Genomic DNA, 22436 nt, shown 5'->3' with positions numbered 1-22436 from the left:
GGAGGAGGTGCCCATGTCCACTGCCTTGCCCCTCGCGATCGCGGCCCTGCTGACCCTCGGCCTCACGGCCACGCTGCACGCAGCGCCCGATGAAGCCGCCTACGGCCGCGACAACCAGTACCCGCGAGGCAGCCGTGACGACTGGTGGCAGCAGCGCCACCTCGTCGGGGCTCAGTCGGCCATGGGCGAGCTGTTCGCCGCGCGCACCGTGGCCGCCGGCGACCGGCCCAGGGCGCTGAAGCCCGGCGGCGCCCTCGAGGACTGGCAGCCCGCGCGCCAGTACCTCGACACCCACCCCGCCACCGGCCTGCTCATCGTGAAGGACGGCACGGTGCTGCTCGAGCGCTACCAGTACGGCCGCAGTGCCGGCGACAGATTCACGTCGTGGTCGATGGCCAAGACGGTGGTGGGGCTGGCCGTGGGCATTGCCGTGGCCGAAGGGCGCATCGCTTCCATCGATGACCCGCTCGACAAGTACGAGCCGGGTCTGGCGGCATCCGCCTGGAAGGGCGTGTCGATCCGCCAGGCGCTCAACATGGCCTCGGGCGTGAGGTTCGACGAGGCCTATGACAAGCCCGGCTCGGACATTGCCCGCTTCTCCCGCGCCTGGACGCGTGGCGAAGGGCGGTTCATCGACGCGCTGGGGGCCATGGAGCAGCGCGACGCCGAGCCCGGCAGCCGTTTCAAGTACAGCTCCGCCGACAGCCAGGCATTGGGGCAGGCGCTTGCTGCCGCGGTCGGCAGGCCGCTCGCGGAATACGTGAGCGAGAAGCTGTGGGTGCCGATGGGCGCCGAGGCCGACGCCAGCTGGCTGGTCGACGCCAGCGGCATGGAGGCCGCCTACTGCTGCCTGAACGCCCGGCTGCGCGACTACGCGAGGCTGGGCATGCTGCTGCTCGACAAGGGCCAGGTCGATGGGCGGCGCATCGTGCCGGCTGCGTGGATCGAGGCGGCTACCAGCGTGCGGCTGCGCGACTGGCATCTGCAGCCCCGCCGGGCCACGCCGTACTTCGGCTATGGCTACCAGATCTGGGTGTTTCCGGACGAGCTCGGGTTTGCGCTGCTGGGCGTGCGCGGGCAGGCCGTCTTCGTGCACGCGCCGTCACGGCTGGTGATGGTGCAGACGGCCGTATGGCCCACATCCAACGATCCCGCCCTCAGCCGCCAGCGCGACATGTTCTGGCGCGATCTGCTGCTGCGGGCTGCACGGCTGTGAGGCCGGCGCTCAACCGGCGCGCAGCAGCCGCAGCCACGGCCCGCGCCAGAACACCGCCACGTTGCCGGCGGCCACCAGCGCGAGGCCGAGCAGCGCTGCCGGCGTCCAGGTGTAGCCCTCCAGCCAGGCCGAGATGTTGAGCGCCACCACCGGGAACAGCACCGTGCAGTAGGCCGCACGGTCGGCCCCCAGGCGGCCCACCAGCGTGAGGTAGGCGGTGAAGCCGATCACCGAGCCGGGAATGGCCAGGTACAGCCACGCGCCCACATAGGTGGCCGAGGTGTCGAACACCATGGGCTGGCCGCTCGCCAGAGCGTGGCCGGCCACCAGCGTGGCGCCCACCAGCATGGCCCAGGCGTTGGTCTGCACCGGTGTCTGCCCCTGACGCTGCATCGCGCCCGACAGCAGGTTGCCGAGCGAAAAGCAGTAGGTGCCGGCCAGCGCGAGGCCCAGACCCCACAGGGTCTCGGGGCGCGCCAGGTCCTTGGCCACCTCGCTGCCGAAGAGCAGCAGCAGGCCCGCCACGCCCAGCGCGCTGCCGGCCAGCACCTGGGGTGACAGCGGCTTTCGCAGGAAGAGCCGGCCGTTCAGCGCGTTGAGCAGCGGCGCGGTGGAGAAGCACACCGCCACCAGGCCGCTGGCGATCCAGCGGCTCGCGTGCAGGAAGCACATGAAGTTGAGGCAGAACAACGTGGCGCCTTGGAGTGCCAGCAGCGGCCACACCGAACGCGGCGGCAGCCGCCACTGGCGTCGCCACAGCAGCCACAGCAGCAGCACCGCGGCGGCCAGCCAGAACCGGTAGGCGATCGACCAGGCGATCGGCACCACGCCCAGCTGAAGCTTCAGTGCGATCCAGGTGGTGCCCCAGATCAGCACCGTGAGGAAATAGAGCAGGGCGTTGGTCGTCATGTGCCGGGAGTCTGTGGCCCGGTCGCCGCTTCGGCTGGCAGGAAGTTGCGCATTTGTGCGCCCGGCCCGGGTGGAGGAAGGAGGGCTCGCTAAGCTTGCGGCCATGTTCACGTCCCCGTCGTCACTGGCCGAACGCTTCCCGGTGTTTGCCGAGTTGCTGCGCTCGCGTGCCACGCCGCTGCGCGCCGCGCCGGTGGGGCCCGATGGGGCCTGGCTGGTGCACTGGCGCAATGCCGACACCGAGGCGGCGTATTCGCACCCGGGCCACCACACGCTGTCGTTCTATCTGCGCGGCGGCCACGCGGTGCGCTGCCTGCAGGCGCCCTCGGCCCGCGGCGAGCCGGGTGCGTTGTGCTGCATGCCGGCCGAGCACGAGTCGCGCTGGGAAGTGCGCGGCTCGCTCGAGCTGCTGCACCTGTACCTGCCGAAGCTGCAGCTCGCGCAGGCCGCCGAACGCTGGTTCGACCTGGAGCCGCGCTCGGCGCAGCTGGCAGACCGCATCTACTTCCACGACGAGCGTCTGGCCCGGCTGTGCGGCAGCCTGGCGGCCACCGACTGGAGCGGCACCGATGCCGGCCTGCGGCTGCAGCACCTGTCGCTCGAAGTGCAGGCGCAGCTGTTGACCGGCCACCTGCAGCCGCGCCGGCTTGCAACGGCGAAGGGCGGCTTGTCGCCCGCCGTGCGCCGGCGCGTGCTCGAAAGCATCGAGGCCGCGCTCGGACGAGGCGGTGCAGCGGCGCTGTCGCTGGCGGCCCTGGCCGAGGTGGCGCACCTGTCGGAGTACCACTTCGCGCGGATGTTCAAGGCCAGTTTCGGCATGAGCCCGCATGCCTGGGTGATGGCGCGGCGGCTGCAGCGGGCGCGCGAGCTGCTGGGCTCGGGCCGGCTGGGGCTGGAGGAGGTGGCGCAGCGCTGCGGCTATGCACACCTGTCTCACTTGAGCGCGGCCTTGCGCCGCGCGGGGCTGGGGTCGGCGTCGCGATACCGGGCGCTGGCGCCCGGCACCTGAGCCAGGGGCTTACTGCGACGGCAGCGAGATCACCTTTTCGCCGCTGGGCGTGGTTTCCGGCTTGCCGGTGGTCTTGAGCTGGGGCTTGGCATTGCCCACCTGCAGCGGAATGGACTGCACGCTGGTGCGCCCGCCCTGCGTGGTCAGCACGTCGACGAAATACTGGCCGTCGGCTGCGGCGGTGGCCTGCAGGGCGACGGTCGTGGCGCGGCCCTGCGGCAGCGTCAGCGGACCGGCCGCGCCGGTGAGCGTCACGCCGGCAGGCGCCTTGATCTCGGCCACCGCGCCGGCCGCGTCGGACACGGCGTTGAACTGCAGCCGCACCGTCGAGGGCTGCCCGGCCTGCAGCGAGGCCGGCACGTTGTAGCGCACTTGAACGCCCGAGCCGTTGTGCTTCTGGGCGAGCTTGACCCAGGGGGTCTTCTTGCTGGGGGTGGCGCTGGATGTCTTGTGGGTGCCCTCGGCGCATGCGAAGGCCGCCACGCTGAAGGAGCAGGCCGCGGCACACAAGGTGGCCAGGGCCAGGCGGTGAAGCTTGTGGGTCGAGTGAGTCATCAGTCCACCTTGAAGTTGAAGCAGCGCGTCGTGTCGAGCGGCAGCGTGTAGTCGTTCAACGCGATGACGTGCTGTCCGGCTGACAGCGTGACGTTCAGCGCCTCGCTGTTGACCGTGCTCGAGAAAGCGTTCTGTCGCGTGCCGTCGGCCTGCACCAGCAGGAAGTCGGGGTCGGTCTCCGCGCCACCGTTGGTCGAAGTGACGGTCAGCGTGCGGGCACCGCTGGCCGTGAAGCGGATGTAGACATAGTTGCCGAGCTTGTTGCCCAGGTCGCTTTCATCCGCAACCGCCCCCGCTTGCAGGCAATAGTTCTGCGATGCCCCGATGCCGGCTGTGTGCTCCTTGTAGACCGGAAGCACGGAAGCGGCACCCGTGCCGAGACCACCCGCGTTGGTTTCGTCAGTTCCCAGTGCATCGGTGCCGAAGATCTGTTGCTGGGTCCAAAGCGCGTCGATCGCTGGCGCGCCGGCCGGCGCGGCCGCCTTGAGTGCTGCCTTGAAGCTATACAGACTCGTGAGCGTCGGCTCGGTCTTCAGGGCCTGCAGCGCATCGAAGATCGGCGTGAAGCCGATGTTCGCGTCTGCATTGACCGACCACACCAGGTACTGCGCAGTGGACTCGGAGTACCAGCCGCGGTTGGTGGTGGGCGCTGTGCTGACGTCGAACGAAAAGCCGTTGGCCTGGTCGGTCGACAGGGTGTCGAAGTAGCGCGGGTCGTTCAGCGCGATGCCCGACCAGCCGTTGCCCCAACCTTCGGAGAAGGCGACGCGCATGTCGAGCTTGTCGTCGCTGCCGTGCGGGCCGCCGACGCTGTCGTCCTCGGACACCGCACTTTGCAGGTAGTGGCCGAACTCGTGCTCGACCACGTGCGTGTCGTACTCGTCGGTGTCGGTGTCTTCGGCGCCGAGCAGGTAGAGCGCGTGGTCGCCGTTCATCCGGTAGTGCGACGTGTTGATGAGGCCGGCGGCGAGATCCAGCGAGCCGTCCGGTTTGGTGGCCGGGCGGTTGCTGGCGCTCCAGAACAGCCGCACGGCCGGCAGGTTGATGTTGGGCGAAGCGCTCAGCACCTTCTGCAGGCCCTGGTAGGCCACGTCGAGGATCGCGAACGGCGCAGCCGCACGCGTGCCGCTGTAGCTGCTGCCGCCCCAGCCGGAGCCGGCCAGCAGGTTGCGCGTTTCGCTGGCGGTGGGCGTGAACTGCGCGGAGTCGAGCGTGTACAGCGCGTCACCCGCGGTGTTGCTGCGCACGGTCATGTCCCACATGCCGTTGGCCGGCGTGGTGTCCTTCAGCTCGGCGCGCACGCGCACGCGCAGCGCCTGGTTGCTGGTGGTGTTGAACGAGTAGGCGCCTTGCGCGTCGGTCACCGTGGTGGCCAGCGTGTTGCCGGCGCTGTTGAGCAGCTCCACCGTGGCGCCACGGATGGGCTTGGCCGTGATGGCGGTGTAGTTGAGGCCGATTCCGTTGGCACGCACCGGCACCGACTCGTAGCTGGCCGTGCCGCTGATCGTGATGGCAGACCCGGGGGGCGGGGGAGGCGGAGGCGGGGGGCTGCTGCCGCCGCCACCGCCACCACACGCTGCCACCACTGCCACGGTGGACATCAACAAGGCCAGTCGAGCGCAACGTTGGGGTTGCGAGATCGAGAGTTGGGTCACGCTGCCATCCCTGCAAAAAGGAGAAGAGGTCACGAACGACGCGGTTGAAGAGCTGCGCGCCGCGGGCCCGCCATTATGTTGGCGGTGGCCGCGGCGCTGAGCCCTATGACTAGGGGTTGGCAGGTGGCGCGCGGAGCACGTCACACTGCAGACGGATTATTACCAGCGGTCGGAGCGCATCAGCGCTTCCCATTGACCCTTGCGCAGCTGGTACACCGAGATGGCGCCGTAGCGCTGTTCACCGTCCTCGCGGAAGCGCATCGACGCGGTCACGGGCGAGTTGCCGTCGATGGTCTTCAGGCGCTCGAGCAGCTTCTGCTTGTCGACCGAACCGTTGCGCGACAACGCATCGGCCACCAGGTACACCGCGTCGTAGGCGTAGTGCGCGCCGTACACCGGGTCGCTCTTGAAGCGGGCGTTGAACTTCGCCAGGAAGGGCTTGCCAGCCGGGAATTCGCGCGCCTCGATGATGGGCGAGGTGGCATAGATGGCCTGCACCAGGCCGGCCACCTTGGCCAGCTTGTCGGTCTTGATGGTGTCCCCGCCCAGGATGCGGATCTTGCTCAGCCCGGCCTGGCTCATCTGCTGGATCAGCGCTTCCATCTGGAAGTCCGACAGCGTGGTCACCACCACGTCGGTGTTCGTCTTGGCCAGTTCGGCCACCAGCCCGGGGAACTCGGTGGTCTTGTCGTCGAACGACTGGCGCACCACGATCTGCTTGCCGCGCTCGCCGATGGCCTTGGCCGCCGTGTCGGCCAGGCCCTTGCCGTAGGGTGTGTTGTCGTCCACCACCGCGAAGGTGTTGGCGCCGGTGAGCTGGGCGGCGTAGTCGCCCATGGCGCGCGACTGCAGCGCGTCGTTGGCCACCAGCCGCAGCGTGGTGGGCACGCCCTGCTGCGTGTATTCGGGCTTGGTCGAGATGGCCAGCTGCGGCACCTTGGCTTCGGCATAGATCGGGGCCGCAGCGATGCTGACGCCCGAGTTGAGGTGCGCGATGGCGGCCACCACGCCGGCATTGACCAGCTGCGCCGCTGCCGCCTTGCCGGCTTCGGGGTTGGCCTGGTCATCGGCCGACACGATCTCGAGCTTCACGTGGCTGCCCTTGATGCGCACGCCGCCGGCCGCGTTGATCTCGTCGACCGCCATCTGCGCGCCGTTGAGCAGGTCCTGCCCGAGCGTCTTGAGGTTGCCGGTGAGCGGCTGCCCCACGCCGATCTTCACCACTTCGGGCACGCGTTCGCACCCGCCGAGGCCTGCCAGAGAAAACACGGCCGCCACGGCGGCGCCCAGGGTGCGACGCACCCGATTGCTGATAACCATTCCCATTGCCCCTCGAAGAGATGTGTGTCGCGCCGCAGCGCGGCACGCACGGTGCCAGATATAGCACCGTCAGAGTGAGTGATTTGCAAGAGCCGAGCCAAAGAATGCACGGCTGGTAGCGCTGTGCGAAATCAAATGGCCAAGGCTGTGCCGTTTTTCACTTCTTCCATGACTGCGTAGGTGTGCGTTTCTCGCACGCCGGGCAGCGCCCAGACCACCGAGCCGATGAGTTCGCGGTAGGCCTGCATGTCGGCCACCCGGGTCTTGATGAGGTAGTCGAAGCCGCCGGCCACCAGGTGGCATTCGAGGATCTCGGGGCGGGTCTGCACTGCGGCCTTGAAGGCGTTCATCACATCGGGCGTGGTGCGGTCGAGCACCACCTCGATGAAGACCATCATTCCTGCGCCCAGCTTGGCGGGGTTGAGCCGGGCCTCGTAGCCCAGGATGTAGCCGTCACGCGTGAGGCGCTTCACGCGCTCGAGCACGGCCGTGGGCGACAAGTGCACCGTCTCGGCCAGCTTGAGGTTCGAAATGCGCCCGTCGGCCTGCAGCACGCGCAGAATCTTGCGGTCGATCTTGTCGAGCGCCTTGGGGCCGTCGTCTTCGTAGGTGGTTGACATTAAATCTACGCTGAGTCCTCTCTTTGGTGAATCATGCTACCAAGTCCTTCATAAGCTAGGCATAGATTCAACCCTTAGGGACTTTCCATGCCTGCCAATTCCGCCCGCCTGCCGTTTCCCTACCGCGACGAGACCGCGGTGGTGCAGGCCAGCCTCGACAGCCTGCACGGCGCCCTGCAATGGCCGGCCGCGATGACGGCTGCCAAGCCCTGGGTGCAGGCCGTGCGCGAAAGGCCGGCGCCGTTCTGGGCGCTCGAATCGCTGCTGCGCGAGTACCCGATTTCCAGCGCCGAGGGGCTCGCACTGATGCGGCTGGCCGAGGCGCTTCTGCGTGTGCCGGATGCCGAAACCGCGATCGCCCTCACCGCCGACCAGCTCGGCCGCGCCGACTTCGACGGCGCCGGTGCCGGCAGCCAGCACAAGATGCTGGCTTCGCTGTCAGCCAGCGCGATCAGCCTCTCGAAGAAGTTCCTGCCCGAAGGCGACCACCCGCCGGGGCTGCTCAAGCGCCTGGGCTCGCAGACGGTGGTGGCCGCCACGGTGCGAGCCATCCAGCTGCTGGGCCGCCAGTTCGTGCTGGGCCAGACCATTGCCGAAGCGCTGGACGAAGCCCGTGCGCAGCGTCGCCAGCAGCCCAACCTGCGCTTCTCGTTCGACATGCTGGGCGAGGGCGCCCGCACCGAGGCCGACGCGAAGCGCTACCTCGCTGCCTACGTGAACGCGCTCGACACCATCGCCGCCGGCCGCGCCGCCGACAGCCCGCAGACCGCCGACGGCATCTCGATCAAGCTCTCCGCGCTGTTCTCGCGCTATGAAGACGCGCAGCACGGGCGGGTGATGGCCGAGCTGCTGCCGCGGGTGCGCCAGCTGGTGGACACCGCGGCCGGCGCCAACCTCAATCTCACCATCGACGCGGAAGAGAGTGACCGCCTCGAACTCTCGCTCGACGTGTTCGAGTCGCTGGCCGATCACATTGCCGCCCGGCACCCGAAGTGGTGCGGCTTCGGCCTGGCGGTGCAGGCCTACCAGACGCGCGCACTCGACGTCGTGCATGAAGTGGCGCGCATCGCGCGTGAGCGCGGGCTTCGCTTCATGGTGCGGCTGGTGAAGGGCGCCTACTGGGACGGCGAGATCAAGCGCGCCCAGGAGCTCGGCCTGCCCGGCTACCCGGTGTTCACCCACAAGCACCACACCGACATCTCCTATCTGGCCTGCGCACGTGCTCTGCTCGGCCACGCGCCGCTGATCTACCCGCAGTTCGCCACCCACAACGCCGGCACCATCGCGGCCATCGTGCAGATGGCGCGTGCGGTGAACGCGCCGTTCGAGATGCAGCGCCTGCACGGCATGGGCGATGGCATCTACCGCGAAGTGCTGAAGGACCCGGCGGTCGCCTGCCGCGTCTACGCGCCCGTGGGCCAGCACCGCGACCTGCTGGCCTACCTGGTGCGCCGCCTGCTCGAGAACGGCGCCAACTCGTCGTTCGTGCACCAGCTGGCCGACGAGACCGTGGGCTTCGACGAACTCCTGACCTCGCCCCTGCACCTGACCCGCGAGCCGGGGCAGCCGGCGCCGCTGCAGCTCTATGGCGCCGGGCGCGCCAACTCGGTGGGGGTGGACCTCGCCTGCGTGGCGATGCGCGAGCCCCTGCTGGCGGCATTGGGCAGCACCACCGTGCCGCTGGTGCCCGAGGCCACCCACGTGGGCGCCCATGTCGCGATGGACCGGCTGCATGCCGCCTGGCCGGCCTGGAACGCCGTGCCGGCGGCACGCCGTGCCTCGATGCTGCGGCGTGCCGCCGACCTGCTGGAGGCGCGCCTGCCCGGGTTCTGCGCGCTGCTGGTGAAGGAAGGCCACAAGACCTGGGGCGATTGCGTGGCCGAGGTGCGCGAGGCGGTGGACTTCTGCCGCTACTACGCGTTGCAGGCCGAAGAGCAGCTGCAGGCCGAACAAGGCCGTGGCGTGTTCGTGTGCATCAGCCCGTGGAACTTCCCGCTGGCCATCTTTGCCGGCCAGGTGGTGGCCGCGCTGGTGGCAGGCAACACCGTGGCGGCCAAGCCGGCCGAGCAGACGCCGGGCGTCGCGGCTGCCTTCGTCGAACTGCTGCACGAGGCCGGCGTGCCGCGCGACGCGCTGGTGCTGCAGCACGGCCCGGGCGAAACCATCGGCGCCGCGCTGGTGGCGCATCCGTCCTGTGCCGGCGTGTGCTTCACCGGCTCCACCGAGGTGGCGCAGATCATCGCCCGCACGCTGGCCGCGAAGGACGGCGGCATCGTGCCGCTGATCGCCGAAACCGGCGGCCTGAACGCGATGATCGTGGACTCCACCGCGCTGCCCGAGCAGGTGATCGACGCTGTGGTGCAAAGCGCCTTCCGCTCGGCCGGCCAGCGCTGCTCGGCCCTGCGCCTGCTGTGCGTGCATGACGAGGTGGCCGACGGCGTGATCGAGATGCTCGAGGGCGCAATGTCCGAGCTGCGCCTGGGCGAGGCGGGCGACCTCGCCACCGACGTGGCACCGGTCATCGATCTCGAAGCCGCCGCCAATCTCGCGGCCCACGTCGAGCGGCTGCAGCGCGAAGCGCGGCTCATCGGCCGCACGCCGCTGCCCGCCGGGCTCGCGGGGCACTTCATCGCGCCGGCCGCCTTCGAGCTCGACCGCGTGGCCGACCTGCGGCAGGAAATCTTCGGCCCGGTGCTGCACGTGGTGCGCTGGAAGGGCGAGATTGACACGCTGGTCGAGCAGATCAACCAGCTGGGCTACGGCCTCACGCTCGGCGTGCAGACGCGCATCGACTCGCGCGCCCGGCGCGTGGCGGCGCAAGCGCGCATCGGCAACGTCTACGTCAACCGCAACATGATCGGCGCGGTGGTCGGTGTGCAGCCGTTCGGCGGCGAAGGGCTGTCGGGCACCGGGCCCAAGGCGGGCGGCCCGCACTACCTGTGGCGCTTCTGCGCCGAAGCGCAGGTGGCGGCCGAGGCGCCGCCCCTGGCCGGCGAGGACGACAGCGTGTCGCCGGCCGCCGAAAGCCGCTACCCCGGCGACGACCTGGCCGCGGTATGCGGGCGGCTGCAGACGGCCCATGAGCGCTGGAGTCGCGTCGACGCAAGCGATCGCGCGGCTTGCGTGCGTCGCGCGGCCGGCGCGTTCTCACCGGCCGCGGCCGGCGCCTGCGTGCGGCTGGCCGACGCCGCGCAGCAGGCCCAGCAACCCCTCGCGCTGCCCGGTCCCACCGGCGAAAGCAACGAGCTGCGGCTGCATGGCCGCGGCATGTTCGCCTGCCTTGCCATGGGGGCGGGCGAGGCCGAGCTGGCGCCCGCGCTCGCCGGTGCGCTGCTGGCCGGCAACAGCGTGGCGCTGGTGGCCAGCGTCAACGGCGGGCATGCGCTGGCCGCGCGCCTGGCACAGGCGTTCTGCGCTGCCGGCGTGCCGCAGGACGCAGTGGCCGTGCTGCCTGCCGTCGCAGCCGATGCCCTGCTCGAGCAGCCGCTGCTGCATGGCGTGTGCATCGCGGCCGCCAACGCCCGCGACGCGTCGCGTGCCGCAGCGCGCAAGCTGGCCGCCCGCCGCGGCGCCATCCTGCCGCTGCTGGGCGCGGCCGACGTGCACGACCCGCGCCGGCTGTTCCGCTTCTGCGCCGAGCAGACGCTCACCATCAACACCGCCGCAGCCGGCGGCAACGCGGCACTGCTGGCCGCGGGCTGACGTTCGTTCCCGTCAGCCCGCATGCTGGTAGCGGTACTCCTGGGTGAGGCCGCCGAAGCCGTAGGCACTGGCACGCAGGTCGGCGATGTGCACATAGGAGTGCTCGGCCACCTCGCCCAGCAGCTCGCGCATCGCCGCGTGCACCGCCGCCAGGTAGGCGGCCTTCTCGCGCTTGGTGTTGGTCTCGTCGGTGATGCTCACCATCCAGTGGTAGCTGCGCGGGCTCGCGCCGCCCAGCGGCCGGCCGGCGATAAACCAGCGGCCGGGCTCGATGAAGTCGACCACCACTGCGGTGAGCTGCGGGTCCTTGCCGAGCAGGCGCGAAGTCAGCTCGACGGCCTGGCCTGCCACGCGGGCTGCAAGCGAATCGTCGGCCGGGCCCGAAACCTGGACATGGATGTAGGGCATGTGCACTCCTTGGATGAAGATGAGGAAGACCGTGTTGACAGCCTCACTCTAGGCAGCGAGCATCGTTCTTGGAAGCAGATAGATTCGATGCCATTCATCAGACAACGAGATGACTGACCTGGACCCTTCATGGCTGCGTAGCTTCGTCGCCATCGCGCAGGCCGGCTCGGTGACCCGGGCCGCCCAGCAGGTGCACCGCACGCAGTCGGCGGTGAGCACGCACCTGCAGCAGCTCGAAGCGGCGGTGGGCACGCGGCTGGTGGAGCGCACCACGCGGGCGCTGGCTCTCACCGAGGCCGGCGAGCGCTTCCTGCCGCACGCGCGCACGCTGATCGATCTGCAGGCGCAGGCGCGCGCCTCGGTGCAGCCTGCCGCGGCCCGGCAGCCGGTGCTGCGGCTGGGGCTGTCCGAATACTTCTTCCCGGGCAAGCTGGCCGAACTGCTGGCGGTGCTGAGCGAAGCGGCGCCACAGGCGCGCTTCGAGCTGATGTGGTCGAACTCGGCGCCGCTGCGGCGGCTGTGGCAGGCCGGCGAGATGGACCTGGCCGTGGTCACCAGCACGCAGCCGGTGGCCGGGGCGCGGCTGCTGCGCCGCGAGCCCCTGGCGTGGGTCGCCGCGGCCGGCCATGTGCCTGCCAGCGACAAATCAACACCGCTGGTGCTGCTCGGTCCCGAGTGCCCGGTGCGCGAGATCGCGCTCACCGCCCTGGCGCGCAGCGGCCGGGCGCACCACGTGCAGGTCAGCTGCACCGGCAGCCAGGCCGCGGTGGCAGCCGTGCGCGCCGGCTGGGGTGTCGGCTGCCTCAACGCCGCGGCGATCCCGTCCGATCTCGCTGCCTGGGGCACCGGGCGCGCGTCGCGCTGGCCATCTCCGGGCAGGCTCGCCTTCTACCTGCTGTGGAAGCCCGAGGTGTACAAAGTCGCCCAGGCCTTGCGGCGCTGGGCTGCCACTGGCACTTGATAATCCCTCGCCCTCTATTCCGGAGAACCACGCCATGAACCTGCGCCGCAGCTTCAACATGACAGGCCTGCTCGCGCTCCTGGCAGCGCTGGCGCTGTCTGCCTGCGCCATCCACCAGACCGTCAAGCCTGTGCCGCAGGGTCAGCACACCGAGATCTGCGTGGTCGAGTCCCCGTCAGTCCGAAAGGGGTTCCTCGACGAATACACCCGCGCGCTGGAAGCCAACGGCCTGGTCGTGCGCCTGCTGCCCATGGCGACGCCGTTGGACGCCTGCCCCCTCGTTTCGACCTACAACGCACGCTGGAGCTGGGATCTGCGGCTCTACATGGCGTATGCCGAGCTGAAGGTCTTCGTGGATGGCAAGCCGGCAGGAGAGGCACTGTATGACGCGACCCAGGGCGCGGGCAGCCTGGACAAGTTCATCGATGCCGGCAAGAAGATCCGCGAACTGACGGACCGGCTGTTCGCCAAGGCGCCGGCCAAGTCCTGAGTCGGAGTGACCATGACCATCGACACCCTTGCATTCATCGGCGGCGGCAACATGGCCAGTGCCATCCTCGGCGGACTCGTCAGGAGCGGCCGCAAGCCGGCCGACATGCTTGTGCTCGACCCGCATGACGGCACGCGCGAGCGCGTGCAGCAGGAGTTCGGCGTCACGGCGCTGGGAGCCCCCGATGCTTCGCTGTCGCGTGCCGGGCTGGTGTTGTGGGCCATCAAGCCGCAGCAGTTCAAGCAGGCGGCGCAGGCCTGCGCGCCGTTCGTGAAGGGCGCGCTGCACCTGTCGGTGATGGCCGGCATCCGCAGCGACGACATGGCGCGCCTGCTCGGAACCGAGCGCATCGTGCGCAGCATGCCCAACACGCCGGCGCTCATCGGTGCCGGCATTGCGGGCCTGTATGCGCGGCCGGCGGTGAGTGCGGGCGAAAGGCAGGAGGCGCAGGCCCTGCTCGCGCCCACCGGCAGCACCTTGTGGGTGGAGCGCGAGGCCGACCTCGACGCGGTGACCGCACTGTCGGGCTCGGGCCCTGCCTATGTGTTCTATTTCGTCGAGGCGATGATGGCTGCCGCCGAGCAGATGGGCCTGTCGGCCGAGCAGGGCAAGACGCTGGCCGTCGCCACCTTTGCCGGCGCAGCCGAGCTGGCGCGCCGCTCGCCCGAGCCGCCTTCGGTGCTGCGCGAGCGGGTCACGTCCAAGGGCGGCACCACCCACGCGGCGCTCACTGCGATGGAGTCCGCCGGCATGAAGGACGCGTTCGTCGCGGCCTTGCGTGCAGCGCAGCATCGCGCTGCCGAGCTCGGCGACGAATTCGGCCGCTGAGCGCCGCCAAACCCCTTGCGCCATCGCCGGCACTGTGCCGTCCGGGCGGCCCGGTGCCACACTGCCAGCGCTGTCTTGAGGGTCGCAGTCCCCGGTTGATGAACGCGGCTCGCGCAGGTCATGCAAACAAGGCATGAGCCACCGTGACAAATTCGGTGCCTGCGCGCCTACAGTCCGGCCCCGAGCGCCGCGTGCGCCACAAGCGCTCGCGAAACCCATTGATGAACGCCAGCGCTCGATCAACCAAAGGATCCGCCATGAGCACCCCTTCGTCCAAGGATGGCCACACTTCGTCCTCCACGCTGTCCTACGTCAGCCCGTCACCGGAGAGCCCGTGGGGCACCTACATCTCGCAGGTCGACCGCGTCATCCCCTACCTGGGCAACCTGGCCCGCTGGGCTGAAACGCTCAAGCGGCCCAAGCGTGCGCTGATCGTCGACTGCCCGATCGAGATGGACGACGGCAGCGTGGCCCACTTCGAGGGCTTCCGCGTGCAGCACAACCTGAGCCGCGGCCCGGGCAAGGGGGGCGTGCGCTTCCACCCCGACGTGACGCTCGAGGAAGTGATGGCCCTGTCGGCCTGGATGACGGTGAAGTGCGCCGCGGTGAACCTGCCCTATGGCGGCGCGAAGGGCGGCGTGCGGGTCGACCCGTCCAAGCTGTCGCTGAAGGAGCTCGAGAAGCTCACCCGCCGCTACACCAGCGAGATCGGCATCATCATCGGCCCGCAGCGCGACATCCCCGCGCCCGACGTCAACACCAACGGCCAGATCATGGCCTGGATGATGGACACCTATTCGATGAACGTCGGCGCCACCGCCACCGGCGTCGTCACCGGCAAGCCCATCCACCTGGGCGGCTCGCTGGGCCGCGTGAAGGCCACCGGCCGCGGCGTGTTCGTCACCGGCCGCGAGGCGGCGCGCCGCATCGGCCTGCCGCTCGACGGCGCCCGCGTCGCGGTGCAGGGCTTCGGCAACGTGGGCAGCTCGGCGGCCGAGCTGTTCCACCAGGCCGGCGCCAAGATCGTGGCGGTGCAGGACCACACCGGCACGATCTACAACGTCAACGGCCTCGACATGGCCGAGCTGATGCCGGTGCTCAAGCGCGACGGCGGTGTCGGCAACTTCAAGGGCGCCGAGCGCATCGAGAACGAAGCCTTCTGGGACGTGGCCTGCGAAGTCCTCATCCCGGCCGCGCTCGAAGGCCAGATCACCGCCGACCGCGCTCAGCGCATCAAGGCCAAGCTGGTGCTCGAAGGCGCCAACGGCCCGACGGTTCCGGCGGCTGACGACATCCTCGGCGAGCGCGGCGTGCTGGTCGTGCCCGACGTGATCTGCAACGCCGGCGGCGTGACCGTGTCCTACTTCGAGTGGGTGCAGGACTTCAGCTCCTTCTTCTGGAGCGAGGACGAGATCAACGTGCGGCTCGACAAGATCATGGTCGACGCCCTGAAGAAGATCTGGGACACCGCCGACCGCCACAAGATCAGCCTGCGCACCGCCACGTTCGCGGTGGCCTGCGAGCGCATCCTGATGGCCCGGGAAGAGCGCGGCCTCTACCCCTGAGCCATTGCCAGGCTCAAGCCTGCAGCAGGCGCACGATGCTGGAGAAGTCCAGTGTTCCGCGCCCGCTTGCTTCGCTGGCGCCGTGCAGCTGATAGAGCTGCCGCGCCAGCGCCCCCAGCGGCGTGGCCGCCCCGACGGCGAGCGCCGCCTCCTGCGCCAGCCCCAGGTCCTTCTGCATCAGCGCGCAGCCGAACCCGCCTTCGTAGCCGCGTGAGGCGGGCGCGTTTTCCATCACGCCGGGCCAGGGGTTGTAGAGCTCCAGCGCCCAGTTGCGGCCCGAGCTCCTGCTCATGATGTCGGACAGCACCTTCGGGTCCAGCCCGTGCGCCACGCCCAGGTTCAGCGCCTCGGCTGTGCCCGCCATCAGCACGCCCAGCAGCATGTTGTTGCACAGCTTGGCCGTCTGGCCCGCACCGGCGCCGCCGGCATGGAAGATGTTCCTGCCCATCGTGCCGAGCACCGGCCGCGCACGTTCGAGCGCCTGCGCTCCGCCGCCGACGATGAAGGTGAGGGTGCCGGCCGCGGCCCCCGCGGTGCCGCCGGACACCGGCGCGTCCAGCATGTCGAGGCCGCGCTGCGCGGCGGCTCCGGCCACTTCCTTGGCCACCGCGGCCGAGATGGTGCTGCAGTCGATCAGCAGCGTGCCGGGCGCCACCGCATCGACCAGGCCGTCGCGGCCCAGGTAGAGGGAGCGCACGTGCGCACTGGCCGGCAGCATGCTGATGACCACCTGCGCACCTTCGGCGGCCGCACGGGCGCCGGGTGCCGCGCCTGCTCCGGCGTCGACCAGCCGCTGCACGGCCGGCGCCGAGAGATCGAACACCTGCAGCCGATGGCCGGCGCGCAGGAGGTTGCCGGCCATCGGGCCGCCCATGTGGCCCAGGCCGATGAAGGCGATGTTCAGGGGGGGCGTCGTCATGAGCTTGTCTCCTTCTCAGGGGTCACAGGTCGGCGAGCGGATACCCCGGCCAGCCGGCCGGCGTTTCGAAGTGCCGTGCCACCCAGGCGAGGCTCACCTCGTCGAGCGTCGCGGGCGTCCAGCGCGGCGTGTTGTCCTTGTCGATGAGCCGTGCGCGCACGCCCTCGGCGAAGTCGGGATGGGCGCAGCACTGCAGCGCGAGCACGAGTTCCATGCGCAGCATCTCGGCCAGCGTGCGGCCCTCGGACCGGCGCCACGCCTCCCACACCAGCGCCATCGACGTCGGCGAACCGGCCGCCAGCGCCGCCGCGGCGCGCCGCAGCCAGGCGCTGTCGCCCGCGTAGCCGGTGATGCGCTCCACCACGGCGGGGAGCGCATCACCCGCCGTCATCTCGTCGATGACCGCCTGGTGTGCCTGTACCACGCTGGCCGGCCGCGGCTGGGCCAGCGAGCCCAGCAGCCGCGACAGCAGCCGCCGGTTGTGCTGCCCGCCCTGCTGGCGCTGCCACGGCAGCGCCAGCAGGGCGGGCAGCAGCGTCGGGCGTTGCGCCTCGGCAAGCAGGTGGTCGGCCAGTCCGGTGTACAGCGCGTCGGCCGCCGCCAGCGGCGCGCCGGTGAGGCCGAGGAAGAGCCCCGTGCGGCCGGGCATGCGTCGCAGGAACCAGCTGCCGCCCACGTCGGGAAACAGGCCGATGGCCACCTCCGGCATTGCGATGCGAGAAGTCTCGGTCACCACGCGGTGGCTGGCGCCGGCCATGAGCCCCAGCCCGCCGCCCATCACGATCCCGCCGCCCCACACGACGATGGGCTTGGAGTGGGTGTGGATGTGATGGTCGAGCCGGTATTCCTCGCCGAAGAAGGCCTGCGCCTGCGGGTTGGGTGCAGGCCTGCCGCCATGGGCCGCGATGGCCGCATGCAGGCTGCGCACGTCGCCGCCGGCGCAGAAGGCCTTGTCGCCGGCACCTTGCAGCAGCACGCAGGCAACGTGCGGATCGTCGGCCCATTGACGCAGCTGCTCGTGCAGCGCGCGGATCATCGAGAGGTTCAGTGCGTTGAGCGCCGCCGGTGCGTTGAGCGTGGCCACGCCGACCTTGAAGCCGCCCGCGGCGGCGTCGTGCTCCTCGATGAGCACCACCGGCTCAGCCATGGCTCCACCTCGGCGCGCGCTTCTCGAGGAAGGCGTTCACGCCTTCCTTCTGGTCGGCGGTGTCGAACAGGTCGATGAAGGCCTCCCGCTCCACCGGCAGGCAGTGCTGCATCGGGCGCTGGCGTGCCCCCTGGATCAGCGCCTTGCAGGCGGCCACGCTCGCCGGGCTCTGGCGCGCCACCTTGCCGGCAAGCGCCACCGCGGTGGCCAGCGCGGCACCTTCGGGCACCACCTCCTCGACCAGCCCGATGGCCAGGGCCCGATGCGCGTCGATGCGTTCACCGGCCAGGATCATCCGCTTGGCCCAGCCTTCGCCCACCAGCCATGCCAGGTTCTGCGTGCCGCCCGCGCAAGGCAGCAGGCCCACGCCGGCCTCGGGCAGGGCCATCTGCGCATGGGCCTCCGCAATGCGGATGTCGCAGGCCAGCGCGCATTCGAGGCCGCCGCCCATCGCATAGCCGTTGATGGCCGCGATGCTCACCCCGCGAAAGCCGGCCAGTGCCTCGAAGGCCCTGCCGAAGCGCCGCGCCATCTCCGCGGCAGCAGCCTTGTCGCCGCCGGCGAACAGCTTCAGGTCGGCGCCGGCCGAAAAGAACTTCGAGCCGCTGCCGGTGATCACCAGCGCGCGGATCTCCGGCACGGCCGACACGTCGGCCACAAGGCCCTCGAGCGCCGCGAGGCTTTCGGCCGTCCAGGTGTGCGCCGGCGGGTGGTCCAGCGTGGCGATGGCGGTGTGGCCGTCGAGCGCCAGGCTGAGGCCGGGATAGGCGGGCAGGGGGGTCATCGCAGTGTCTCCAGTGCGCCTTCGCGCAGTGCGGCGCGCGCCACGATGACGCGCATGATCTCGTTGGTGCCTTCGAGGATCTGGTGCACACGTGCATCGCGCACGTGGCGCTCCAGCGGGTACTCGCGGATGTAGCCGTAGCCGCCGTGCAGCTGCAGCGCCTCGTTGGCCACCGCGAAGCCCACGTCGCTGGCATAGCGCTTGGCCATCGCGCAGTAGGCAGTGGCGTCGGGGCTCGCATGGTCGAGCTTCCAGGCGGCCAGGCGCACCATCTGGCGCGCCGCCACCAGCTCGGTCAGCATGTCCGCCAGCTTGAATTGCAGTGCCTGGAACTGCGCGAGCTCGCGGCCGAACTGGGTCCGTTCATGGAGGTGCGCCTGCGCGCGGCTGAGCGCGGCCTGCGCGGTGCCCACAGAGCAGGTGGCGATGTTGATGCGCCCGCCGTCGAGCCCCTTCATCGCGATGGCGAACCCTTCGCCTTCGCGGCCGAGCAGATGGTCCTCGGGGACCTCGACGTCGTCGAAGGCCACGGCGCGGGTGGGCTGGCTGTTCCAGCCCATCTTCTCTTCCTTCCTGCCGAAGCTCACCCCGGGGGCGTCGGCCGGCACGGCAAAGGCCGAGATGCCGGCCGCGCCCGGCCCGCCGGTGCGTGCCATCACCACCAGCACGTCGGTCGCGCCGGCGCCGGAGATGAAGGCCTTGCTGCCGTTGAGCAGGTAGCGGCCCTCGCGCCTTGCGGCCTGCGTGCGCAGCGAGGCTGCGTCGGAGCCCGCCTGCGGCTCGGTGAGGCAGTAGCTCGCGAGGCGGTCGCCGCGCGCCAGTGCCGGCACCCAGCGGTCGCACACCGCGGGCCGGCCCCAGGCGGCGATCATCCAGGTCGCCATGTTGTGGATGGTGAGATAGGCCGCGGTCGAGGTGCAGCCGGCGGCCAGTTCCTCGAACACGATCGCCGCATCGAGCCGCGAGAGGCCCAGCCCGCCCCAGTGCTGCGGGGTGTACAGGCCGCAAAAACCCAGCTCGCCGGCGCGGCGGATCGCCTCGCGCGGGAACACGGCCTCGGCGTCCCAGCGTGCCGCGTGCGGCGCGAGCTCGCGTTCGGCGAAGTCGCGCGCGGCGCCCTGGAAGCTGCGCTGGTCTTCGGAAAGCTCGAATTCCATCGTCATGCTCCCGTGGTGGGTTGTGTGTGCTGCTGCATGGCGCGGCGCTGCGGGGGCGGGTCACTTCAAGTTGATGGTGGTGTGGACCTTGCCGATCGAGGCGGCATCGTCGAACCAGCGCTGCGTGATGGTCTGCGTCTGCGTGTGGAACAGCACCGCCTGCTTGCCGTAAGGTCCCAGGTCGCCGAGCTTGGAGCCGCGCGAGCCGGTGAAGCTGAACAGCGGCACCGGCACCGGGATCGGCACATTGATGCCGACCTGCCCCACGTCGATGTCTTCCTGGAACCTGCGCGCCGCGGCGCCGCTTTGCGTGAACAGGGCCACGCCGTTGCCGTTGGGGTTTGCGTTGACCAGCGCGATCGCCTCGTCGAGGGTGGCTGCCTCCACCACCACCAGCACGGGCCCGAAGATCTCTTCGTCGTACACGGCCATGCCGGGCTTCACGCCGGCCAGCACGGTGGGCCCCACGAAGTTGCCCTCGGGGTAGCCCGGCACCTGCACGCCGCGGCCGTCGAGCGCGAGCCGCGCGCCCTCGGCCACGCCGCGCTCGATGAGCCGCTCGATGCGCTGCCTGGCGGCACGCGAGACCACCGGGCCCAGGTCGGGGTTGTCGCGGCCGGCGCCCACCTTCAGGCTGCGCGCGCGTTCCACGATCTCGGGCAGCCAGTGCCGCGCCTCGCCCACCAGCACCGCCACCGAGGCGGCCATGCAGCGCTGGCCGGCCGCGCCGAAGGCCGCGCCCGCCAGCTGGTTGAGCGCCTGCTCCTTGTGGGCATCGGGCAGCAGCACCGCATGGTTCTTCGCGCCCATCATGCATTGGGCCCGCTTGCCGGCCAGCGTGGCCCGCTGGTACACATGCGTGCCCACGCGGGTGGAGCCGACGAAGGAGACGGCCTTGATGTCCGGGTGGTCGCACAGCGCGTTGACCACCTCCTCGGCGCCGTGCAGTACGTTCAGCACGCCAGGCGGCAGGCCGGCCTGCTGCGCCAGCCGCGCCAGCTTCACGGTGACCAGCGGGTCCTGCTCCGAAGGCTTCAGCACGAAGGTGTTGCCGCAGGCGATGGCCATCGGGAACATCCACAGCGGGATCATCGCGGGGAAGTTGAACGGCGTGATGCCCGCGCACACGCCCAGCGGCTGCAGCACGCTGTAGGTGTCCACCCCGGAGGCGACGTTCTGCGCGAACTCGCCCATCTGCAGCGTGCCGATGCCGGCCGCGTGTTCCACCACCTCGAGGCCGCGCAACACGTCGCCCTGCGCGTCGGCCAGCGTCTTGCCCTGCTCGGCCGTCAGCGTGGCGGCGAGGTCGTCCATGTGCTCGCGTATGAGCTGCTGCAGCTTGAGGAACACGCGGGCGCGCGTGGCGATCGGCGTTTTTCGCCAGGCCTTGAAGGTTCCCTGCGCCGCCGCGACGGCGGCGTTCACTTCGTCCGGCGTGGCCAGCGGCACGCGCGCCAGCACCTGCTGCGTGGCCGGGTTCACCACGTCGCGCCACTGGGTGCTGCGTGACTCCACCCACTCGCCATGGATCAGCAGCGGCACGGTGGGGGCAAGGGGTTGCGGGGTGCTCATGAGAGGTCTCCTGGTGTCTTCCGCTGCAGCGCGAGGCTTGCGAAGGCGGCCGGTTGTTTGCATTATTCGCAGCCTGTAGGCAGCGTAGAAGCACTGAAAATGCGAGGTATTGCGAAGGCGAGAGCGCCGGCTTGCGAATGTTGCGAAGCAGCGCGGCGGGCGGCGGCATGAGCAAGGTCTTCATGGGGGTGCGCCTGCAGCGCCTGCGCGAGGAACGCGGCCTCAGCCAGGTGGCGCTGGCCAGGCTGCTGGGCCTGTCGGCCAGCTACCTCAACCAGCTCGAGCGCAACCAGCGACCGCTCACCGTGCCGGTGCTGCTGAAGATCAGCGCGGTGCTCAACGTTGATGCCCAGCTCTTCTCGGAGGACGATGCGGCCGCGCTCACCACCGACCTGCGCGCCGTGCTGGGCGAGGTCGCGAGCAGCAGCGACGGCGCGGGCGCGGTATCGCAGGCCGAGATCAAGGCACTGGTGGACAACATGCCTCAGGTGGGGCGCGCCATCCTGCGCCTGCACCGCCAGTGGCGCGCCGCTGGCGAGCGCGCCGACCTGCTGGCCGCGCAGGCGGGCGCCGGCGATCGCGACATGGCCTACAGCCGCCCGACTGCCGACGAGGCGGTGCGTGCCTACCTCAACCAGCGCCAGAACCACGTGGCCGAGCTCGACGAACGTGCCGAGGAGATCGCGATGGCCGACGCGGAGGCCCATGCGCCGCAGCGCATTGCCGCAACGCTGATGCAGCGCCTGGCCTCGCGGCATGGCGTGCGCACCCTGGCCGCCGGCGGCGCAGGCGGCCCCGACGGCCTGATGGACAAGCGCCGCTTCGACCCGGTGCAGCGCGTGCTGTGGCTTGCGCCTTCGCTGAGCGTGGGGCAGCAGGCCTTTGCCATGGCGGCCGAGCTGGCGCTGCTGGAGGCCGGCGACGTGATCGACGGCCTTGCCGCAGCGGCCGGCCTCGACGCTGACGTGCAGACGCGGCGGCTGGCGCGGGTGGCCTTGTCGAACTACTTCGCCGGTGCGCTGCTGATGCCGTACCGCAGCTTCCTCGAAGCGGCCGAAGCGCACCGCTACGACGTCGAGCGCCTCGCCTTCCGTTTCGGCGTGGGCTTCGAGGCGGTGTGCCACCGGCTCAGCACCCTGCAGCGCCCGGGCGCCTGCGGCCTGCCGTTTTTCTTCGTGCGGGTGGACCGGGCAGGCAATGTGTCGAAGCGCCAGTCGGCCACGGCCTTCCACTTCTCCCGCGTGGGCGGCACCTGTCCGCTGTGGATCGTCTATGAAGCCTTCAGCCGCCCGCAGCAGATCGTCACCCAGCTCGCGCGCATGCCCGACGGCCGCACCTACTTCTGGGTCGCGCGCCAGGTGAGCAGCGGCCCGCCGGGCTATCAGTCGCTGCAGAAGACGTTCGCCGTGGCGCTGGGCTGCGACGTGAGCCAGGCGCACCGGCTGGTGTATGCGCAGGGCCTGGCGCTGTCGTCGTCGAAGGGGGCCCAGGCCACGCCGATCGGGCCGGGGTGCAAGGTCTGCGAACGCGGCGACTGCCCGCAGCGGGCGGTCGCCTCGATCGTCGCGGGCACGCCGGCGCCGGGCGGGTTGTTGCCGGCCGCCTGAGTGGACAGAATC

General features: G+C 70.3%; 18 protein-coding genes and 1 pseudogene. 8 read left to right on the top strand and 11 right to left on the bottom strand.

Annotated elements, in window-relative coordinates:
• Window positions 1–13: 13 nt before the first annotated feature.
• Window positions 14–1216, top strand: a complete 1203-nt coding sequence (locus E8D38_RS06170) for a serine hydrolase domain-containing protein (protein WP_181178952.1) — start codon at window positions 14–16, stop codon at window positions 1214–1216.
• Window positions 1217–1225: 9 nt separating this feature from the next.
• Here E8D38_RS06170 and E8D38_RS06165 read toward each other — a convergent pair whose 3' ends face one another.
• On the bottom strand, window positions 1226–2125 hold the full coding sequence (locus tag E8D38_RS06165; protein WP_140626917.1) for a DMT family transporter: 900 nt from the start codon (window positions 2123–2125) through the stop codon (window positions 1226–1228).
• 103 nt (window positions 2126–2228) lie between these two features.
• On the opposite strand from E8D38_RS06165, the gene E8D38_RS06160 reads away from it, so the two are divergent.
• On the top strand, window positions 2229–3134 hold the full coding sequence (locus E8D38_RS06160) for a helix-turn-helix transcriptional regulator (RefSeq protein WP_181178951.1): 906 nt from the start codon (window positions 2229–2231) through the stop codon (window positions 3132–3134).
• Window positions 3135–3143: 9 nt separating this feature from the next.
• Here E8D38_RS06160 and E8D38_RS06155 read toward each other — a convergent pair whose 3' ends face one another.
• The 4 genes from E8D38_RS06155 to E8D38_RS06140 form a co-directional block, all read right to left on the bottom strand.
• Window positions 3144–3689 carry a hypothetical protein gene (locus tag E8D38_RS06155; protein ID WP_140626913.1) on the bottom strand — a complete coding sequence of 182 codons (546 nt, stop codon included), beginning with the start codon at window positions 3687–3689 and terminating at the stop codon, window positions 3144–3146.
• A complete protein-coding gene (locus E8D38_RS06150) occupies window positions 3689–5161 on the bottom strand; it encodes an SdrD B-like domain-containing protein (RefSeq protein WP_181178950.1) in 1473 nt (490 codons plus the stop codon). The genes E8D38_RS06155 and E8D38_RS06150 overlap by 1 nt, the downstream gene beginning before the upstream one ends.
• 342 nt (window positions 5162–5503) lie before the next feature.
• Window positions 5504–6664, bottom strand: coding sequence for a branched-chain amino acid ABC transporter substrate-binding protein (locus E8D38_RS06145; protein ID WP_342779513.1), 1161 nt, complete (start codon window positions 6662–6664; stop codon window positions 5504–5506).
• 131 nt (window positions 6665–6795) lie between these two features.
• Entirely contained in the window at window positions 6796–7284 is a 489-nt protein-coding gene (locus E8D38_RS06140; protein ID WP_140626906.1) for an Lrp/AsnC ligand binding domain-containing protein, read from the bottom strand.
• Window positions 7285–7371: 87 nt separating this feature from the next.
• Here E8D38_RS06140 and E8D38_RS06135 point away from each other — a divergent pair.
• Window positions 7372–10278: pseudogene (locus tag E8D38_RS06135) on the top strand (L-glutamate gamma-semialdehyde dehydrogenase); the annotation flags it as partial.
• A 720-nt stretch (window positions 10279–10998) separates the two neighbouring features.
• Here the strand turns inward: E8D38_RS06135 and E8D38_RS06130 are convergent.
• Window positions 10999–11394 (bottom strand): tautomerase family protein, encoded by a 396-nt coding sequence (locus E8D38_RS06130; protein ID WP_140626904.1) that lies wholly within the window; start codon window positions 11392–11394, stop codon window positions 10999–11001.
• 109 nt (window positions 11395–11503) lie between these two features.
• Here E8D38_RS06130 and E8D38_RS06125 point away from each other — a divergent pair, with 109 nt between their 5' ends.
• The 4 genes from E8D38_RS06125 (at window position 11504) to E8D38_RS06110 (ending at window position 15238) form a co-directional block, all read left to right on the top strand.
• The gene (locus E8D38_RS06125; protein WP_140626902.1) at window positions 11504–12355 is read left to right on the top strand and encodes a LysR family transcriptional regulator; all 852 of its coding nucleotides are present in this window, start codon (window positions 11504–11506) and stop codon (window positions 12353–12355) included.
• 34 nt (window positions 12356–12389) lie between these two features.
• The gene (locus E8D38_RS06120; RefSeq protein WP_140626899.1) at window positions 12390–12845 is read left to right on the top strand and encodes an Sbal_3080 family lipoprotein; all 456 of its coding nucleotides are present in this window, start codon (window positions 12390–12392) and stop codon (window positions 12843–12845) included.
• Window positions 12846–12857: 12 nt separating this feature from the next.
• Window positions 12858–13673: a pyrroline-5-carboxylate reductase gene (gene proC, locus E8D38_RS06115; RefSeq protein WP_140626897.1), complete on the top strand. Its 816-nt coding sequence runs from the start codon at window positions 12858–12860 to the stop codon at window positions 13671–13673.
• A gap of 257 nt (window positions 13674–13930) precedes the next feature.
• A complete protein-coding gene (locus E8D38_RS06110) occupies window positions 13931–15238 on the top strand; it encodes a Glu/Leu/Phe/Val family dehydrogenase (RefSeq protein ID WP_140626895.1) in 1308 nt (435 codons plus the stop codon).
• Window positions 15239–15251: 13 nt separating this feature from the next.
• Here the strand turns inward: E8D38_RS06110 and mmsB are convergent, their stop codons facing one another.
• Genes mmsB through E8D38_RS06085 form a run of 5 tightly spaced genes read right to left on the bottom strand, consistent with a single transcriptional unit; the run spans window position 15252 to window position 20817 of the window.
• Window positions 15252–16157 (bottom strand): 3-hydroxyisobutyrate dehydrogenase, encoded by a 906-nt coding sequence (gene mmsB, locus E8D38_RS06105; protein WP_140626892.1) that lies wholly within the window; start codon window positions 16155–16157, stop codon window positions 15252–15254.
• A gap of 22 nt (window positions 16158–16179) precedes the next feature.
• Window positions 16180–17304: an enoyl-CoA hydratase/isomerase family protein gene (locus tag E8D38_RS06100; RefSeq protein ID WP_140626890.1), complete on the bottom strand. Its 1125-nt coding sequence runs from the start codon at window positions 17302–17304 to the stop codon at window positions 16180–16182.
• Complete coding sequence (locus tag E8D38_RS06095) at window positions 17297–18088, bottom strand: enoyl-CoA hydratase (protein ID WP_140626888.1); 792 nt, start codon at window positions 18086–18088, stop codon at window positions 17297–17299. Before E8D38_RS06095 ends, E8D38_RS06100 begins: the two co-directional genes overlap by 8 nt.
• Window positions 18085–19245 carry an acyl-CoA dehydrogenase family protein gene (locus E8D38_RS06090; protein ID WP_140626886.1) on the bottom strand — a complete coding sequence of 387 codons (1161 nt, stop codon included), beginning with the start codon at window positions 19243–19245 and terminating at the stop codon, window positions 18085–18087. Before E8D38_RS06090 ends, E8D38_RS06095 begins: the two co-directional genes overlap by 4 nt.
• 60 nt (window positions 19246–19305) lie before the next feature.
• Entirely contained in the window at window positions 19306–20817 is a 1512-nt protein-coding gene (locus E8D38_RS06085) for a CoA-acylating methylmalonate-semialdehyde dehydrogenase (RefSeq protein ID WP_140626884.1), read from the bottom strand.
• A gap of 167 nt (window positions 20818–20984) precedes the next feature.
• Between E8D38_RS06085 and E8D38_RS06080 the strand changes: the two genes are divergently transcribed.
• A complete protein-coding gene (locus tag E8D38_RS06080; protein ID WP_140626882.1) occupies window positions 20985–22424 on the top strand; it encodes a short-chain fatty acyl-CoA regulator family protein in 1440 nt (479 codons plus the stop codon).
• The last annotated feature ends 12 nt before the right edge of the window (window positions 22425–22436 follow it).

Origin of the sequence: Methylibium rhizosphaerae, from assembly GCF_006386545.1 — a bacterium.
Lineage (GTDB): Bacteria > Pseudomonadota > Gammaproteobacteria > Burkholderiales > Burkholderiaceae_C > Pseudorivibacter > Pseudorivibacter rhizosphaerae.
This window is presented reverse-complemented; position numbering and strand designations above follow the sequence as displayed.

Excerpts from the sequence above, each read along its gene's own strand:
- E8D38_RS06080 (WP_140626882.1), top strand. The coding sequence starts at position 20,985 with ATGAGCAAGGTCTTCATGGGGGTGCGCCTGCAGCGCCTGCGCGAGGAA.
- E8D38_RS06165 (WP_140626917.1), bottom strand. The coding sequence starts at position 2,125 with ATGACGACCAACGCCCTGCTCTATTTCCTCACGGTGCTGATCTGGGGC.
- E8D38_RS06140 (WP_140626906.1), bottom strand. The coding sequence starts at position 7,284 with ATGTCAACCACCTACGAAGACGACGGCCCCAAGGCGCTCGACAAGATC.
- E8D38_RS06125 (WP_140626902.1), top strand. The coding sequence starts at position 11,504 with ATGACTGACCTGGACCCTTCATGGCTGCGTAGCTTCGTCGCCATCGCG.
- E8D38_RS06110 (WP_140626895.1), top strand. The coding sequence starts at position 13,931 with ATGAGCACCCCTTCGTCCAAGGATGGCCACACTTCGTCCTCCACGCTG.
- E8D38_RS06160 (WP_181178951.1), top strand. The coding sequence starts at position 2,229 with ATGTTCACGTCCCCGTCGTCACTGGCCGAACGCTTCCCGGTGTTTGCC.
- E8D38_RS06155 (WP_140626913.1), bottom strand. The coding sequence starts at position 3,689 with ATGACTCACTCGACCCACAAGCTTCACCGCCTGGCCCTGGCCACCTTG.
- E8D38_RS06085 (WP_140626884.1), bottom strand. The coding sequence starts at position 20,817 with ATGAGCACCCCGCAACCCCTTGCCCCCACCGTGCCGCTGCTGATCCAT.
- mmsB (WP_140626892.1), bottom strand. The coding sequence starts at position 16,157 with ATGACGACGCCCCCCCTGAACATCGCCTTCATCGGCCTGGGCCACATG.
- E8D38_RS06145 (WP_342779513.1), bottom strand. The coding sequence starts at position 6,664 with ATGGTTATCAGCAATCGGGTGCGTCGCACCCTGGGCGCCGCCGTGGCG.
- E8D38_RS06100 (WP_140626890.1), bottom strand. The coding sequence starts at position 17,304 with ATGGCTGAGCCGGTGGTGCTCATCGAGGAGCACGACGCCGCCGCGGGC.
- E8D38_RS06120 (WP_140626899.1), top strand. The coding sequence starts at position 12,390 with ATGAACCTGCGCCGCAGCTTCAACATGACAGGCCTGCTCGCGCTCCTG.
- E8D38_RS06095 (WP_140626888.1), bottom strand. The coding sequence starts at position 18,088 with ATGACCCCCCTGCCCGCCTATCCCGGCCTCAGCCTGGCGCTCGACGGC.
- proC (WP_140626897.1), top strand. The coding sequence starts at position 12,858 with ATGACCATCGACACCCTTGCATTCATCGGCGGCGGCAACATGGCCAGT.
- E8D38_RS06170 (WP_181178952.1), top strand. The coding sequence starts at position 14 with ATGTCCACTGCCTTGCCCCTCGCGATCGCGGCCCTGCTGACCCTCGGC.
- E8D38_RS06130 (WP_140626904.1), bottom strand. The coding sequence starts at position 11,394 with ATGCCCTACATCCATGTCCAGGTTTCGGGCCCGGCCGACGATTCGCTT.
- E8D38_RS06090 (WP_140626886.1), bottom strand. The coding sequence starts at position 19,245 with ATGGAATTCGAGCTTTCCGAAGACCAGCGCAGCTTCCAGGGCGCCGCG.